We start from the raw sequence: 16,491 nt of genomic DNA on the forward strand, positions 1-16,491 counted from the left end.
TGATGATAGATTTGTTTTTAAAGTTTCTTAAATTTGGCGTGGTAGGATTGTCGGGTACGGTGATCGATTTTTTCTTTACATGGATGTGCAAGGAGAAGTTAAAGTGGAATAAATTTCTTTCCAATTCAATCGGTTTTATGCTGGCAGCCACATCCAACTATGTTTTGAACAGAATCTGGACATTTGAAAGCGAAAATCCTGATGTGGGACTTGAATATTTATCTTTTTTCCTAGTTTCGGTGATTGGCCTAGGATTGAATAACCTGTTTCTTTATCTACTTCACGAAAAGGGGAAGATAAACTTCTACATATCTAAAGCTATCGCTACTGCATTCGTAACCCTGTGGAACTTCGTTGCAAACTATTTCTTCACCTTTAATAAATGCTAAAGCATTTTCATTTGCTTTTTACAGATGAAATAATTACTTTTGCGCTCTGAATCAATTAATAATAAGTAATACTAACACTGACAATATTTTATGGCAACAACTGCTGATTTCAGGAACGGGATGTGCATCGATTTGGATGGGCAGTATTTTTTTATTGTGGAATTTCTGCATGTGAAACCAGGTAAAGGGGCAGCTTTCGTTCGTACAAAACTTAAAAATGTGACTACCGGACGCGTGCTTGAAAAGACATTCAACTCGGGGGTAAGGGTGGATGAGGTACGTATAGAACGTCGCCCTTTTCAGTATCTCTACCGCGACGATATGGGATATAATTTCATGAATACCGAAACATTTGAGCAAATACCCATCCCTGAAGAGCAGATTGAAGGAGTGCAGTTCTTAAAAGAAGGTGATATAGTGGATGTGCAGATCCATGCCGAAAGCGGGACTATTCTTACAGCAGAAATGCCTCTGCATGTTGTGCTTGAGGTTACCTATACCGAGCCAGGAATAAAAGGCGATACCGCAACAAACGCCTTGAAGCCTGCAACCGTTGAAACAGGTGCTGAGGTGCGTGTGCCACTTTTTGTAAACACAGGTGAAAAAATAAAAGTTGATACACGAAACGGATCCTATGTGGAACGTGTGAGAGAGTGATTCTTAGTAAACATTTAAATAACTTCGTATTAGAGAGGACGAACATGAAAGAAAATGTCCGTCCTCTTTTGTTTTAAAACTGCCGTCCCCTTCCCATTATGATTTTTATTCGTACATTTGTTCTGTTACAATCCGGAAATATAATAACATGAACAGGTTAAGTATCAAACAGTGGGCAGAGGAAGATCGTCCAAGGGAAAAATTAGTGATGAAAGGGGTATCGGCGCTCTCCGATTCAGAGCTACTTGCTATATTGATTGGCTCTGGTAATGACAGGGAGAGTGCGGTAGAACTGAGTAAACGAATTCTGCTTAAAGCCGACAACGATTTGAATAATCTTGCCCGTATGAGTGTGGCCGACCTGGTGCGGAACTTCCGTGGAATAGGTGAAGCCAAGGCAGTTACAGTTATCTCGGCTCTCGAATTGGGGAGGCGAAGGAAAAATACGGATATCTCCGACAGAAGAAAAATAGTATCATCACGCGATGCACATGAACATTTCTTTCCAATTCTTTCCGATCTGAACCATGAAGAGACGTGGGCTTTGCTTACAGACCGGTCAAACAAGGTACTTACCACAATGCAGGTCAGCAGGGGAGGTATTTCGGGGACCGTTGTGGATATCCGTCTGATTCTTCGAGAGGCGCTAAATCATTATGCATCAGGTATAATACTTGGGCATAATCATCCCTCCGGGAATTGCCGTCCTAGCCCTCAGGATACTCATATTTCAAAAAAGCTGAAAGATGCTGCTCAATTGATGGATATCATGCTGTTGGATCATATTATAGTATGCGGGGAAACTTATTTCAGTTATGCAGATGAAGGAATTATCTGATTAAAGAAACAATTTGCCCGGAATTCGGTTTAATAATAAAAAATGAATTATGAACGAAAAGATACAGGCGATACAAGATAAAATAGTGGTGATGCTCCGTACGGTGTATGATCCCGAAATTCCCGTGAATATCTATGATCTGGGTATGATCTACGATGTGGATGTAGATGATGATAGCAATGTAACAATAGAAATGACATTTACATCGCCCGCTTGTCCGGCTGCAGATTTTATCCTTATGGATGTGCAGTTGAAAGTTGAATCGATACAGGAGGTGAAAAAGGTGGACATCAATCTTACCTTCGATCCGCCGTGGGATCGTTCGATGATGAGTGAAGAGGCTCTTCTGGAGCTGGGAATGATGTAATCTGGTGTGGAAATTTGCAGAATCATTAACAGTGGATAAAAAGATATATTTCCTCGCTGATGCCCATTTAGGATCAAAATCGCATAACGATTCCTTTGAGACGGAACGGAAGCTGTGTCGTTGGCTTGATTTCGCAAGACAGGATGCCCAGGCGATTTATCTGATGGGTGATATATTTGACTACTGGTATGAATACAGGTATGTTGTACCTAAAGGGTTTACTCGTGTTTTGGGAAAGCTGGCAGAGGTGACCGATTCAGGGGTGGAGGTCCATTTTTTTATTGGGAACCACGATATATGGTTAACCGACTACCTTTCAGAAGAGTGTGGGCTAATTCTGCATTTCGAACCTTTTATAACCGAAATAGAAGGAAAGAAATTTTTTCTTGCTCACGGCGATGGGCTGGGGGATAACTCCAGGTCGTTTCGCCTGCTTAGAAAAGTGTTCCACAGCAAATTCCTCAGGAGATGTTTTTCGGCTATTCACCCAAGGTGGACCATACCGATGGCACATGCCTGGTCGAATAGCAGCCGCCTCTACGGCGGAGTGCAGCCCTACCTGGGCGAGGAAAAGGAGAATCTTGTCAACTTTGCAAAACAGAAACTGAGTGAAGTTCCTGATATTGATTACTTTATTTTCGGACACCGCCATATATTGCTTGAACTGCCCATAGCAGAGAGCTCTAAAGTAATTATGCTTGGGGACTGGATAACATACTTCTCCTATGCAGTATTCAACGGGAAAACCTTAAGGCTAGAGAGGTACGACTCTTAAATATCAGTTTTATCCTTTTTAACTGATGTACCGAGATTTACGAAGCTATATCCCCGGTAAACATATAATGGGCCTTCGCACATGGCGAACTTCAATTCATGCAGTGTAATTTTAGGGATGCAAAATTTTTTTGAAAAAATCCCATATTACAATACCTGCAGCAACCGACACATTGAGAGAGTGCTTGGTGCCATATTGCGGGATCTCGATACACCCGTCCGAAGCATCGATAACTGATTGTTGCACACCGTAAACTTCGTGTCCGAAGACAACAGCATATTTTTTGTTTTTGTCCAACTCCGTTGATTCCAATGAGAGACTGTTCTCAGCCTGCTCAACGGAGAAGATTGTATAGCCTTCAGATCGCAGTTGCTGAACGGCCGATAATGTTTTTTCAAAATAGCGCCACTTTACTGAGTCTTCGGAACCGAGAGCAGTCTTGTGGATTTCGGCATCGGGTGGTGTTGCGGTTATACCGCAAAGTAATATCTCCTTGACTCTGAAAGCATCGCTTGTGCGAAAAACAGAACCTATATTGTTCCTGCTGCGTACGTTATCAAGTACTATTACCAGGGGAATTTTCTCAGCAGCCTGAAACTCCTCAATACTTATACGATTCAGCTCTTCAACCTTAAGTTTTCGTCTTTTCATTTTACTAAACATCAGATTTATTCATTATCATGCTGTTGTTTTCAATCATCTCAAACATCTCTATCGTATCAATCCGTCATTTCCAACACTCGATAGCCTTTTCGTAGATAAACATTCGCACGCATCCTCCTGTTATTTCAAATGGTCTTTCCAAATACTCAGTTACCTTTTCAAAGGCCAAAGAGGCATAAATAAAGTAAACAGAGAAGGTATTTCTCAATATTAAATCACTTTTTCCCATCGCGTTTTATAACAGCCCTTATAACAAACCATGCATGATGAAGCAAGGTTGACAGGTGGCCGTAATATTTCACCATGATACGGTACCGTTCTCTTAGAGATGCTTTACGGTTGGCAGTAGTCATTCCTTCGTTAAGATAGTTGATGAGCGTACTGCGAGTGTTGTAAATTGATGCAGCCTTTTTCATCATTCGAATGCACCAGTCGAAATCGGAGGAGAATCGGTATGAAATATCGTAAGGCTCAAAGAGTATCCGTTTCACAAAAAATGCCTGATGACACACTACCATTCCCATTTTGAAACTCTTCCAAGAGAGTCTGTCAGGAGCTTTCAGCCGGCGCATATGTAAAAATTCACCCTCTCCATTTACAATGGCAGTCTCTCCGTAGAGAATATCGGGAGAAGCCTTCTCCTTAAAAGATTGCATCATTTTTTCTACCGTTTCCTTTTCAAAAAAGGTATCACCGGCGTTCAGAAAACAGATATAATCGCCCGATGCCATTGCTACAGCCTTGTTCATTGCGTCGTATAATCCTTTATCCGGCTCGCTCATCCATTTCATCTTCTCATTTGAATATCGACTGATGAGCATCGGTGTATCGTCTTTTGACGCTCCATCTACAATCACGTGCTCAATGTTATGATATGTTTGCTCCTGAACGCTTTTCAGTGTTCGTTCCAGAGTCATTTCGGCATTGAAGGTAACAGTTATGACAGAAAGTTTAAGCATGATATATATCGATGTACTGTTGTGCTATCAGTGATTCATTGTAATCTTTAAGTGCTTTTTTGCGTGCGTTGGATGATAGTGTTGCGTAATCGGCCTTATAAAGAGTCCATAATATCCCGTTTGCCAGGTCTCCGGCGTCTTTGTATTTGGCTACGTAACCGTTTTCACCGTGTAAGATCATCTCGGGAATACCACCTGTATTGAACCCTACACAGGGTGTTCCGCATGCCATTGCCTCCATGAGGGTATTGGGCAGGTTCTCCTGTAACGATGGTGTTACAAACAGATCGGCAGCGTTATAGGCATCAACCATTTTATTAGGCGGAATAAGTCCCAAGTCAATAGCAGGGAGCGAAAGCTTTTCCTCCAATTCTTCACCGTTGCCGCCGGCAATGATGAACAGTATGTTGTTGTGATTCTTTGCAAGTATTCGGCTTGCCTCGAGCAGACAGTGAATCCCTTTTCTGGGATCAGATGCTTTTACTGCTGCAAACAGCACAATTTTCCTGTCAACGGGCAGATTGAGCCTTTTGAGCGCTTCAAATTTGTTTTTTTGGCAATACTCATCAGTATTTATGGGATTAGGTATGGATACTACCGTATGTCCTTGCGTTAGCGGACTTCTGATTGCAAGTTCTTTGAGCCAGTTGCTGCAGGCCACAAAAGTGATTTTCCCATTTCCGTAGATGGCTTGTTTTTTCAGAAAAATACTGTGTGACAGATCTTCAGGCGATGCTGATACTAAATAGGGGCACAAACCGCATGACCTCTCGTAGTTAATGCAAGTAACCGCATGGTGGCAGATTCCGGTGAACGGCCACATATCGTGCATTGTCCACACCACCTTTTTGCCGGAGGCAATGATCTTTTCAATTTCATTTACGGATAGCATCCCTTGATTAATCCAATGCAGATGAATAACATCGGCCTCCCTGAATAAGGGTAGCTCTGTAATTGAGCAGCCAGTGTTGGCGATAGAAACGTCGAATAAGTTTTCTTTTGAGAAACGGTTTTGTAAAAAAATCGCTCCCCGTTCAAAATAAAAATTCCATCTGCTTTTGAGTTGGTTGCCAACCACAAACACATCAGGGTCATTTGACCTTTTATCCCGGACAAGCATTTTAACATTTTCTCCACCGGAATTTAGTGCTCTCATTAGCCTGAATGCTGCCAAAGCTGCCCCGCCGTAAATGTCTGATGTGCTTACAATGAGAATGTTCATATGTTATCTACTTCTCAGAAAACGGTTAATCCTTCCCTTTAACTTTGCCCAAACAGAGTTTTTTCTTCTGTAATATTTACCGATTGCTTTTTTTACAGCTCTGTTTTCTCTGATTACTCCGATCTCTGTCTTTAAATCATCTTTATGGAGACTGGTCGAATAAACGATGTTCCTTCCGCTATGTCTTCCACTTCCGTCAAATCCAATGTTTTGAACGAGTGATTTTCCTGCATTGAGTGAAAGAACGTTGTTCAGGAACAGTGAAGCGTACCAGCGGATAGCCCAGGAGTCGTTTTTCCCTTTAACCTGCCTTTTCAGCATACGTGTATATGGGTAATTTCCATTGAAATCGAACGCTTTTGTTAGTCTCTTCTTTTTCAGTGACAATAACAGAGCTTCCCCGTCAGGGTTAAACATCTGCCAAGCTCTTTTCCAGGTTGCCCATCCCCAGCTGCCTGTCCATCTTATTAAAAAGACATCCGGCAGGTCGGGCAAAGGGAAACAGAATCCCTGTATATGACCTATCCTCTCTTCATCTTTGAATCTCTCAAGCGTTTCGTTCATAAACGTCAGAAAATATGGAGATGTAACAATATCGTCTTCAAGAACAATTACTCTGCCATATTCGTTTACAATCCTGGTAACACCGTCGATAATATTTCTTGCCAGGCCCTGGTTAAACTTGTTTTCAATAATATGAATCTCCTTGAAGCCTTCTATTGAGTGTATAAGTTCACGTACCTTCAGCACCTCACTCTTATCGGAGTTGTCTTTATAACCGTCAGAAAAAATATATAGCACGCTCTGGCTGCTTAACTTGTTGTTGAGCAATGCCTCTAATGTTTGCCGGGTATGGGAAGGACGGTTATATGTGAAGAGTATGACAGGGGCAGGGTTCATAGGCTAAAAATCTATTTTGTTCGACAGCACATTTCGTTCTAGCACATGTAGCGCAACGTGGCGCCTCACTTCTATACCTCTCTGCGAAAGCTGTCTCTCTACTGTTTCATAAGCCAGTGTTGGATTATTATTGTCGCCGCTCAGATGGCAGAGCCAGATATTGCGCAGCTCCGATGAATAGTTGTTAGCTAGGAATTCGGCAGTTTCACGGTTGCTGAGATGTCCTTCTCCTGATGTGATCCGGCGTTTCAGATGATAGGGATAGCAGCCGTTACGGAGCATCTCCTCATCATAATTGCTTTCAATAACCAAGTGGTTTGCTTTGCAGATATAGTATGCTACCTCATCGGTTATGGCACCTACATCGGTAACCAGAGTAAGCTTGTTGTTGCCGAATTCAAAAAAATAGCCTGCATTATCGATACTATCGTGTGGCACGTTGAAAGCAGTAATGCGGAAATCTTCAATCTGAAAAGGGTTCCCTTTTTTAATATATTTTGATGACCCGTTGAGGCTGTGGCGTATAAGTGGACTGTTTGATATGCCTCTGTGCACCTCACGGGTTGCATACACCGGGATATGCAGTTTCTCTCCCAGGTATCCGGCCGATTTTATATGATCGTAGTGATCGTGAGTTATCAGAACTGCCATAATAGATGATAGATCAACTCCGTTTTCGGCAAGTCGCTTTCTGATAACGCGGGGCCCTATACCGGCATCTATAAGGATGCCGTAACGGCTGTTACCCAGATAGTAGCAATTGCCGCAACTCCCGCTGCTCAGGCTGAAAAATGAGAATCGTTCCAATTGAAAAAGTTCGTATTGCATAGTTGAATACAAAGATAAAGTAAATAAATCAATACCGGCATCTCTTTATGGGCAGCTTATAATTTGCTTTTTATCTTCTCGTGTGATATCTTGCCTATTTCAGCAGCTGTCTCTGAGTAAGAACTGCGATGTGATCCAAATATTTTTTGTGTACGTGATAAGGAGTATAGTTCCACTAAAGCATCCTCTATCCCTTCGGGGGTAGATCGTGAAGTGGGTTTCCAGTCCGTTATTATTCGATCTCCGAAAATGCTTGTAAGCTTCTTTTTTTCTTCCGTAGAATCCGATGCTACGTAGAAACGTACGTCACTTTCACTTTCTATCTCTTTTTTCATCCGCTGGATAAACAATTCAGTAGGACTTTCTCTGATGGAGTTAATGTTATCTGTGCGGCGGATATGTACCCCAACAGTATAGTTTGTAAAATTTTTGCACCTTTCATTTATCCGTTCCTGCAACCAGGGTACAGGAATAAAAGAGTTGAATCTGAACTTAGATTCGCCTGGATAGAATAGCACGCATGCTGACAGATAAGTTTTTTTATTTGATAACACCCATTGACGGAAGTCGAAATTCATGCTTACCCTTTGTGTTACATCATCTTCATACAGGCAGTTATTGAAAGCAGCTTTTTCAAAAATAAATGGAATAAAAAGGTTTTTCCTACGGGGACGGTCATACAGTATGTAATCCGATAATACAGCGTTGCGCAATCTTAAATTTGGTATGTCAATTGATTGGAATAATTGTTCAAAAGAGCAGTTCAGTCCTTTGTCTTTGAACCATATCGCCGTAGCTTGTATATTCGTACCTCTTATTAAAGCTATAATTGATTCGATAGCTTTCATGCGGTTTGCAAGTCCCCCGTATGGTACAAGTGTTACATATGATTTCATTTCAATTAACTAACGGATATCTATAAAGTTATTCCTCATTTGCAGATATTGGCATGCCGGCTTACGTTTGGTTGCAACGCTTGTTTATTCAAAAGTTTGCTGAGACAGCCTTATTACTGTTTGGTTATAGCTTTCAATCATCTTTCTCACCACATCTTCGGCGTGGATAATCTGTTTGATCTGTGAAGCTATCTGCCCAATCTCTAGCTCGCCTTCGTTGAGATCACCTTCAAAAATACCTTTTTTGGAACGACCCCTGCCAAGGAGTTGCCGTAATTCGTCCTCTGTGGCCCCCCTGTCTTCCATCTCCTGAACCTGACGGTAAAAGTCGTTTTTAATTATGCGTGTGGGACTTACTTTCTTGAGTGAAAGCATGGTATCGCCCTCATCCAAGGTGATGCACTTTTCTTTGAATGCATCGCTGGCAGAGCTCTCATAAGTAAGGGCGAAGCGTGTACCTGACTGCACCCCTTCTGCACCCAGAGCAAATGCTGCAGCCATCGCCTCTCCGGAGGCAATACCACCGGCGGCAATAAGCGGCAGATCAACTGCACCCCTTACCTGTGGTATTAAAGTAAGTGTGGTGGTCTCTTCGCGGCCGTTGTGGCCACCTGCTTCAAACCCTTCGGCAACTATGGCATCAACACCTGCAGCAGCGGATTTTTGGGCAAACAGGGAGCTTGAGACAACATGCGCTACTTTTATTCCCCTGGCTTTCAGTACCGGGGTCCACGTTTTTGGATTTCCAGCGGAAGTGAAAACTACAGGTACTCCCTCTTCCATCACTATCTTTATAATCTCTTCTATCTGGGGATACATCAGCGGGACATTCACCCCAAAGGGTTTTTCAGTTGCTGCCTTGCATTTTTTAATATGCTCCCGCAGCGTGACAGGATGCATTGATCCCGCTCCAATCAATCCCAAAGCACCGGCATTGCTAACTGCTGAAGCCAGCCTCCACCCGCTGCACCATACCATGCCGGCCTGTACAATAGGGTAGCGTATGCCAAATAGGGCTGATATCCTGTTACTGTTCATTTTTTTGTTTATTGTGCAAAGATAGCTTTTGCTTATCAATTTTATCTAATCATAATCCAAATTTTAATTTACTATCTGCTTCTTAAGAATATTTTTAGTAGCTTTGTAAGCTGTTGCCTGATGTCTCTGATAAGGCAATGAATAAGTAAAATTGTAAATGAATCGCTGACATTATGAATGTCCTTCTTCTTGGTTCCGGTGGTCGTGAGCATGCTTTAGCGTGGAAAATACGCAAAAGCGGCTATCTGAATAATCTTTATATTGCTCCTGGTAATGCAGGCACTGCAATGCTGGGGACAAATGTTTCTATTAGCGTTACTGATTTTGAAGCGATGAAGCAATTCTCGCTCGACAATGATGTTGATATGATTGTGGTCGGTCCTGAAGACCCTTTGGTACAAGGTATTTACGATTTTTTTCATGACGATGAAGATATTTGTCATATTGCCGTAATAGGCCCTTCAAAAAAGGGGGCACAGCTGGAAGGGAGCAAGGATTTTGCCAAAGATTTCATGATTCGCCACAATATCCCCACGGCAATTTATAAAACTGTCACTCTTGAAAATATTGTAGAGGGAAACACCTTTCTAGAATCACTTCCTTCACCCTACGTGTTAAAAGCTGACGGATTGGCTGCAGGTAAGGGTGTACTTATTATTGATGAACTTAATGAAGCAAAGAGGATGCTTTGGGAGATGCTTAACGGGAAGTTCGGCAAGGCAAGCAGCAAGGTAGTGATAGAGGAGTTCCTGTCTGGTATAGAGTGTTCGGTTTTTGTGTTGACCGATGGAAACTCATACAAGATATTTCCTGTTGCAAAAGATTATAAGCGTGTTGGAGAAGGTAATACCGGCTTGAATACCGGCGGCATGGGTGCCGTATCGCCTGTCCCCTTTGCAGATAAAGAATTCATGGAAAAAGTGCGCATTAGCATTGTTGAACCTACCATAAAAGGATTACAAAAAGAGAAGATCGAATATAAAGGATTTATTTTCCTGGGACTGATTAAGATAGGAGAAGACCCAAAAGTGATTGAATACAATGTGCGTATGGGTGATCCGGAATCGGAAGTGGTGATGCCGCTTGTCAAGTCCGACCTTTTAGAACTGTTTATCAGTGTGGCAACCGAGACGCTTGATAGCAAAACGCTGGAGGTTGACGGTCGTTTTGCAACAACCGTTATGATGGTTTCAGGGGGTTACCCAGAAGCCTATGAAAAAGGTAAAAAGATTGACGGTCTTGAAAATATTCAGGATAGTATTGTGTTTCATGCAGGAACAAAAATTCAGGGCAACGATGTGGTTACTGCAGGCGGCCGCGTGTTGGCAGTTACCTCTTATGGCAACACAATGGATGAAGCATTAAAAACATCCTACAAGAACATTGAAAAAATAAGATTCGAAGAGAGTTATTTCAGAAAAGATATAGGGTTCGATCTTCGCATCCCGTAAACAATCAATCCTCATGCACAGTGTTGTAAGGAGATTCAGGTCAGTAATAGTCGAGGGACGCTTCATCCCTGTGCTCACTTCAATATGTGTGATAGGTATGCGTGCCGCAATGTTTTATTGGGGAAACAGGGCACAAGCCTCTTTTATCGACGATAGCCATCTTTGGAGATATTTTGAACATTTGTTTGATGATCCGTTTACATCGTTTTTCGTTTCCACTCTCTCTGTTTTTCTTATTGCATCAATAATTGCCACTATGAATGGCAGGTTTAACCTTATCCGTTCACGTTCAAATCTTCCCTTTGTTGTTCCTCTTTTTTTGTTAAGCCTCCATCCATGTTTTCTTGTGATGAACGGCAACTATATCGCCATCGTGTTTGTCCTGCTGGCATTTTTTCCTCTACTGAGATCTTATCAAAAGTCAAGTTCATACCTCTATTCCTTTCGTGCAGGGGTGTTAATAGCTGCAGCTTCATTGTTCCAGATCTACGCGCTTATGCTGATACCTCTATGGTGGAAAGGGGAACGGACAATGCGCGGCCCTCAGTTCCGTTCGCTCTTGTCATCGCTTTTCGGTGTTTCACTAATATATCTATCTGTTTTTTCTCTCTATTTTCTTTTCGATGATATTCCCGGTTTCGTTCAGCCTTTTTTAGCTTTTGCTTTATTTTCGCTTCCCGGGATTCCAGCTTTTTCCGTTTCGGAGTGGGTGGCTGTGATTATTACCGGCCTGTTTTTTGTGTCGAACATGATTTTTAGTATAAATACCTACTCAAGAGATAAAGTGCTAACAATTAGCTTTATGCAGTTTGTGGTATTCCTCACCGTATTTATGTTATTATTGCAGATTGTTTACTGGAGCCGGAACATATTCTTTCTAACTCTTGTCGTGCCTCTAATATCTTATCTGAATGCATACTTCTACACTAGGACTGTTTCCAAGTCAGCTATATATATGGCATATTTCATTATAGTGGTGATGACCTGTTTTTACCTTTCTCATTTTTCCTTTTTTGCTGATCTTTTAGTTAAACAATATCATGTTTTCAGGTGTTAAATATATAGGTTTCATGTGATTATTTTATTTTTTGCATTAAACCCGCGTAAAAATATTCTCTTGCCTGAGATTAGTTTTTTCGCTAGCAGCATTGATATACGGTGCTGTTTTGGCTTTAACTCAGAAAGATCTTTCAAATAATTAAGGAGGTGAAAAATGACAAAATTGCTACGCTATGTAATAGTTGTGCTTTTTGTCCTGCTTGTTTTTCAGGCATGCGGAAGCACACAGACAGCCGCCGATAAAGAGATGCGGGCAGCAGAGATAAAAAATGCGGTGGAGATACCTCACTTTACTTTTGAAGCCACTTATGCCTATCCTAACAGATTTATGTCGGTTTACCTTTCTCCCTATTATGATGTAAAAGTCACTCCCGATACTGTAAAGGCATATCTGCCATATTATGGACGGGCATACCGGGCACTCATGGATCCGCGGGAAGGTGGTTTTAACTTCACAAGTACCGATTTTTCGTACCAGGTCGCTCAGGGAAAGAAAAAAGGGAATTGGATTGCTCAAATTTCCATTTTAGATTTGGACAGGGCTGTGACATTTAGCTTTGATATCTGGGAGAACGGTACAGCACGTCTCGATGTGAGTGATGTAAACAGAGAACATATCTCATTTCTGGGAAATATTGAAACAGCAAATAAGAGATAAGTCCCGACCATGAAGTCTTTCATTGCATTATTACAAAAAAATCCACGGTAAAGTGGATTTTTTTGTTCAACAACCTGGATTAAATTCCATTGCCGTTTATAATTTCTCAGCAAGCATCTTTGGCAGATAAAAAGTATCGTTTTTATCGATGTAAACCACTACTGAGCCTATATCGAATGGTTTTCCGTTAAGGTTTGCCACCGATGAAAAAGCCTTCACTTCAAGACTGTTCTTCCCTTTTTTTACTCGTAACAAAGGAAAGTCAGGATCTTTTTTATCAATAGAGTAATTAAGTCCTGAAAACAACTCCGAATGTTTTACAAAAATCCGGTCTGTAAGCTCTTGCAACGATGTTTCCAGACCCGATACCTTCTGAAGATATTCGTTTACCTGTGTGTTCATCAGGTGCCCTCCAGGTACATCACCCTGTGGGTGATAGGCTGCAAGAAGTACTTCTTCTCCGGTATGGCCTCCTGTGGTGAAACCAAAACAGGTGCGTGAATTTAAAATATTCCCAATATTATGCGCCAGATTGTTGCCTGTGCCCACCTTTGTATAATCGGCTTCTTTGTAGTTCTTGGAAGAGAGCAGCGTTTCTAACTCCTCGTCCGTAATGTCTATACTGGTATATTTCTTAAAAACAGCTTTAATATTTTCAGGTTTCGTATCTGCCAGGATTGATTCCAAACCATTGGTGCTAAGTTTATATTTTGATACTGCTCCAAATAATTTTTCAATTGAAAGCTTATCATATCCGGGGCAGTCTTTCCTGCCTATTGAGAAGCCGCTGTTCCCGTGATCGGGAAGAATTACCACAGCTGTATTTCCATCGTTTATAGCAAATTCAATCACTTTGCCTGCAGCTTCGTCAAAAGCAAGAAATTCGTCAATCATAGCAGCAGGGTCATTGGCGTGTGCTGCCCAGTCCACCTGACTCCCTTCTACCATAAGGAAAAAACCGTTATCATTTTTTGATAGTAGTTCAATAGCTTTTTCTGTCATTTCTGCAAGGCTTGGTATCTTATCAGTGTTTCTGTCGATGTTGTAAGGCAGAGCCTTGTCACCAAACAATGCCCAAACCTTTCCGTCTCCCTTATAGTTAAGAAGTGAATTTTTATCATCCTGAATAAGTGTGGTCCCGTTGTTGGACAAATGTTGTTTGATGTCATCCGTAAGAATTCCGTTTCCACCTCCAAACATCACGTCTAAATTCTGATATGCCATTTGAGCTGCAAGGGCTTTATAATTGCTTCGTTTATAATGATGTGCCGAAAAGTCGGCAGGAGTTGCATGCGGGAATTCACAGGTTACTACCAGTCCGGCTGCTTTTTTCTTTTCAATTTTAGACGCTTCAAGTATTGTTGCCGCCGGCTGCCAGGTTCTTGATTCGTCAACCGGGAAAATGTCGTTATCCGATTTTTCCGGATAAATTGCTACATTACCCGATTGCTGCAAGATTCCTGTGGCATATGTTGAGCTTGTAGGTGCAGAGTCGCCTATGGGCGCGTTGGATGAAAAAGTTGTAACGGTCCCGGTGAGATAGGGGTCAATGTGAAGCGACTCGCCCTGATTGTTATAGTATTTGAACCATCTTGCTGCGGAATACACACCTATGGAGGTGCCGTCAGGGATCATAACGATTAAGTTTTTTACTGGTCTTACTTCCTGTGCAAAAAGTGTAAGGGAAATAAGTAATAAGCAAAACAAAAGATGTAATTTTCTCATTATATTGATTTTTTTTATTTAATCTAACCGTCCAAAGGTAGTAAATTCTTCTTATGTTATTATAAGGATTACATAATAATTAGACCTGTAAACAGTCATCATTGTGCGGAAGTGTTTGAATTTACTTATATTTGTGGTTTTAAAAAATTGAATGATGAGTAATAGAAAACCCCTGATCCTTGTCACCAACGATGATGGATATCAGGCTAAAGGAATTGTTTCGCTTACTTCAGCGATGAAAGGTTTGGGAGAGATTGTTGTTTTTGCACCCGATTCACCCCGCTCGGGCATGTCGAGTGCTATCTCTACTTCAACACCGCTTCGTGCAAGAGTATTTCACAAAGAAGAGGATCTTACAGCATACATGTGTAACGGAACGCCGGCAGACTGTGTGAAGCTTGCACTCAACGAGTTCATGGACAGAAAACCCGATTTGCTTGTCTCAGGAATCAATCACGGCTCAAATGCCGGCATCAGTGTGCTCTATTCAGGAACTATGGGGGCAGCAATTGAAGGTTGTATTTTTGATGTACCTTCAATAGGTTTCTCGCTTTGTGATTTTACGCCCGACGCGGATTTTTCAATTACGGCAAATGTTGCTCGCAAGCTTGCAAAAAAAGTTCTTGAAGTTAGGCTTCCCAGAGGGATCTGTTTGAATGTCAATGTTCCTGCGGGCAACATTAAAGGGATTAGAATGACAACCCAGACACAAGGGAAATGGGTGAATGAGTATCACCGGTCGAAAGATGGCATGGGAAGAGATGTCTTCTGGATGACCGGTAATTTTGAAAATTGGGAAGAGGAAAACAATAATAACGATGAGTGGGCACTTGCGAACGGTTATGCAGCAGTAGTCCCGGTCAAAATAGATATGACAGCTCACAATTTTCTTCCCGAGTTGAACGAGTGGCGATTATAAAATAAAAAACATGAAATATTATCTTGTGGCAGGAGAAGCATCAGGCGATTTGCATGCATCGAACCTGATGCAGTCGCTCAAAAAACTTGACGATGAGGCTCAATTTCGTTTCTTCGGAGGTGATCTTATGCAGTCAAAAGGTGGGACACTTGTAAGACATTACCGCGATATGGCATATATGGGTATAATTCCTGTTGTTATGAACTCTCGCACTATTCTCAAAAATCTAGCTTACTGCAAGAGAGATATTTCAGAATACAGTCCCGATGTGGTTATTCTGGTAGATTATCCGGGATTCAACCTGAAAATAGCCAGGTATGCAAAAGGAGTTCTTGGAATTCCTGTTTATTATTATATATCACCAAAAGTTTGGGCATGGAAAGAGTACAGGATAAGATTGTTAAAAAAATATGTTGATGAGATGCTCTCCATCCTGCCGTTTGAAGTCGATTTTTACCAAAAACATCAATATAAAGTCCGTTATGTTGGTAATCCAACGTTAGATGCTATTGCGGCAAGAAGCCATAAAGATGAGGTTTTCAACGATTTCATCACTGTCAATAACCTCGAGAACAAGCCTGTTATTGCTCTTCTGGCCGGAAGCCGCAAACAGGAGATCGCGGGCAATTTACCTTCTATGCTACAGGCGGTAGCGGGTTTTGCTGATGGTTACCAGTTTATTGTAGCCGGTGCCCCAGGAATAGATCCACAATTTTATGAAGATTTCACCACCTCTTTCCCTCCTGCAACCGTGCTTTTCAATCAAACTTATCGCATTCTGGCACAATCGGATGCGGCGTTGGTGACATCGGGGACAGCCACCCTTGAGACTGCTTTGCTTGGAGTGCCCCAAGTGGTATGTTACCGCATGGCAATGCCCAGGCTATCTTATTGGGGATTCAGACATCTTCTTCACACACCTTATATTTCGCTGGTTAACCTGATATGCGGACATGAGGTTGTAAAAGAATTATTTGCAATTAACTTTACGGAAGACAATATTCGCAAAGAGTTGCATCAGATTCTTCATGTGCAGAGCTACAGGCAGAATATGCTTAATAATTACAAAAATATGAAACAGGTTCTGGGTGGGCCCGGTGCATCTGACAGAGCTGCGGAGATAATTTTTAGCAGCAATAAATAAATA

Annotated in this window: 18 protein-coding genes; 10 read left to right on the top strand and 8 right to left on the bottom strand. The window is 41.7% G+C overall.

Going from position 1 to position 16,491, the window contains the following annotated elements:
• Positions 1–2: 2 nt before the first annotated feature.
• From B3B27_RS02000 to B3B27_RS02020, 5 genes are all read left to right on the top strand, one after another.
• Positions 3–389 carry a GtrA family protein gene (locus tag B3B27_RS02000; protein ID WP_238869532.1) on the top strand — a complete coding sequence of 129 codons (387 nt, stop codon included), beginning with the start codon at positions 3–5 and terminating at the stop codon, positions 387–389.
• A gap of 90 nt (positions 390–479) precedes the next feature.
• Positions 480–1,046, top strand: coding sequence for an elongation factor P (efp, locus tag B3B27_RS02005; RefSeq protein ID WP_238868198.1), 567 nt, complete (start codon positions 480–482; stop codon positions 1,044–1,046).
• Positions 1,047–1,194: 148 nt separating this feature from the next.
• Positions 1,195–1,884 carry a RadC family protein gene (radC, locus tag B3B27_RS02010; RefSeq protein WP_238868197.1) on the top strand — a complete coding sequence of 230 codons (690 nt, stop codon included), beginning with the start codon at positions 1,195–1,197 and terminating at the stop codon, positions 1,882–1,884.
• 49 nt (positions 1,885–1,933) lie between these two features.
• Positions 1,934–2,251: a metal-sulfur cluster assembly factor gene (locus tag B3B27_RS02015; RefSeq protein ID WP_238868196.1), complete on the top strand. Its 318-nt coding sequence runs from the start codon at positions 1,934–1,936 to the stop codon at positions 2,249–2,251.
• Between the two features lie 31 nt (positions 2,252–2,282).
• Positions 2,283–3,026 (top strand): UDP-2,3-diacylglucosamine diphosphatase, encoded by a 744-nt coding sequence (locus B3B27_RS02020; RefSeq protein ID WP_238868195.1) that lies wholly within the window; start codon positions 2,283–2,285, stop codon positions 3,024–3,026.
• 111 nt (positions 3,027–3,137) lie between these two features.
• Here B3B27_RS02020 and B3B27_RS02025 read toward each other — a convergent pair whose 3' ends face one another.
• From B3B27_RS02025 to B3B27_RS02055, 7 genes are all read right to left on the bottom strand, one after another.
• Positions 3,138–3,677, bottom strand: a complete 540-nt coding sequence (locus B3B27_RS02025; RefSeq protein ID WP_238868194.1) for an RNA methyltransferase — start codon at positions 3,675–3,677, stop codon at positions 3,138–3,140.
• 227 nt (positions 3,678–3,904) lie between these two features.
• The gene (locus B3B27_RS02030) at positions 3,905–4,648 is read right to left on the bottom strand and encodes a glycosyltransferase family 2 protein (RefSeq protein WP_238868193.1); all 744 of its coding nucleotides are present in this window, start codon (positions 4,646–4,648) and stop codon (positions 3,905–3,907) included.
• Positions 4,641–5,870 carry a glycosyltransferase family 4 protein gene (locus tag B3B27_RS02035; protein ID WP_238868192.1) on the bottom strand — a complete coding sequence of 410 codons (1,230 nt, stop codon included), beginning with the start codon at positions 5,868–5,870 and terminating at the stop codon, positions 4,641–4,643. Before B3B27_RS02035 ends, B3B27_RS02030 begins: the two co-directional genes overlap by 8 nt.
• 3 nt (positions 5,871–5,873) lie before the next feature.
• Positions 5,874–6,770 carry a glycosyltransferase gene (locus B3B27_RS02040; RefSeq protein WP_238868191.1) on the bottom strand — a complete coding sequence of 299 codons (897 nt, stop codon included), beginning with the start codon at positions 6,768–6,770 and terminating at the stop codon, positions 5,874–5,876.
• Positions 6,771–6,773: 3 nt separating this feature from the next.
• On the bottom strand, positions 6,774–7,598 hold the full coding sequence (locus tag B3B27_RS02045; protein WP_286846768.1) for an MBL fold metallo-hydrolase: 825 nt from the start codon (positions 7,596–7,598) through the stop codon (positions 6,774–6,776).
• Positions 7,599–7,654: 56 nt separating this feature from the next.
• Positions 7,655–8,494, bottom strand: coding sequence for a glycosyl transferase (locus B3B27_RS02050; protein ID WP_238868189.1), 840 nt, complete (start codon positions 8,492–8,494; stop codon positions 7,655–7,657).
• 84 nt (positions 8,495–8,578) lie between these two features.
• Complete coding sequence (locus tag B3B27_RS02055; RefSeq protein WP_238868188.1) at positions 8,579–9,532, bottom strand: NAD(P)H-dependent flavin oxidoreductase; 954 nt, start codon at positions 9,530–9,532, stop codon at positions 8,579–8,581.
• Positions 9,533–9,705: 173 nt separating this feature from the next.
• On the opposite strand from B3B27_RS02055, the gene purD reads away from it, so the two are divergent.
• The 3 genes from purD to B3B27_RS02070 all read left to right on the top strand — a co-directional run bounded on the left by purD (position 9,706) and on the right by B3B27_RS02070 (position 12,700).
• Complete coding sequence (gene purD, locus B3B27_RS02060; RefSeq protein ID WP_238868187.1) at positions 9,706–10,983, top strand: phosphoribosylamine--glycine ligase; 1,278 nt, start codon at positions 9,706–9,708, stop codon at positions 10,981–10,983.
• 13 nt (positions 10,984–10,996) lie between these two features.
• Positions 10,997–12,040, top strand: a complete 1,044-nt coding sequence (locus B3B27_RS02065) for a hypothetical protein (RefSeq protein WP_238868186.1) — start codon at positions 10,997–10,999, stop codon at positions 12,038–12,040.
• A gap of 156 nt (positions 12,041–12,196) precedes the next feature.
• Positions 12,197–12,700 (top strand): DUF4251 domain-containing protein, encoded by a 504-nt coding sequence (locus B3B27_RS02070; protein ID WP_238868185.1) that lies wholly within the window; start codon positions 12,197–12,199, stop codon positions 12,698–12,700.
• 96 nt (positions 12,701–12,796) lie between these two features.
• Here the strand turns inward: B3B27_RS02070 and B3B27_RS02075 are convergent, their stop codons facing one another.
• Positions 12,797–14,425, bottom strand: coding sequence for an alkaline phosphatase (locus tag B3B27_RS02075; protein ID WP_238868184.1), 1,629 nt, complete (start codon positions 14,423–14,425; stop codon positions 12,797–12,799).
• A 154-nt stretch (positions 14,426–14,579) separates the two neighbouring features.
• Here B3B27_RS02075 and surE point away from each other — a divergent pair, with 154 nt between their 5' ends.
• Both surE and lpxB read left to right on the top strand, forming a co-directional pair.
• Positions 14,580–15,344, top strand: coding sequence for a 5'/3'-nucleotidase SurE (surE, locus tag B3B27_RS02080; RefSeq protein WP_238869531.1), 765 nt, complete (start codon positions 14,580–14,582; stop codon positions 15,342–15,344).
• A 10-nt stretch (positions 15,345–15,354) separates the two neighbouring features.
• A complete protein-coding gene (lpxB, locus tag B3B27_RS02085) occupies positions 15,355–16,488 on the top strand; it encodes a lipid-A-disaccharide synthase (protein ID WP_238868183.1) in 1,134 nt (377 codons plus the stop codon).
• The last annotated feature ends 3 nt before the right edge of the window (positions 16,489–16,491 follow it).

The organism is Proteiniphilum sp. UBA5463 (genome assembly GCF_002427225.1).
Classification (GTDB): domain Bacteria; phylum Bacteroidota; class Bacteroidia; order Bacteroidales; family Dysgonomonadaceae; genus Proteiniphilum; species Proteiniphilum propionicum.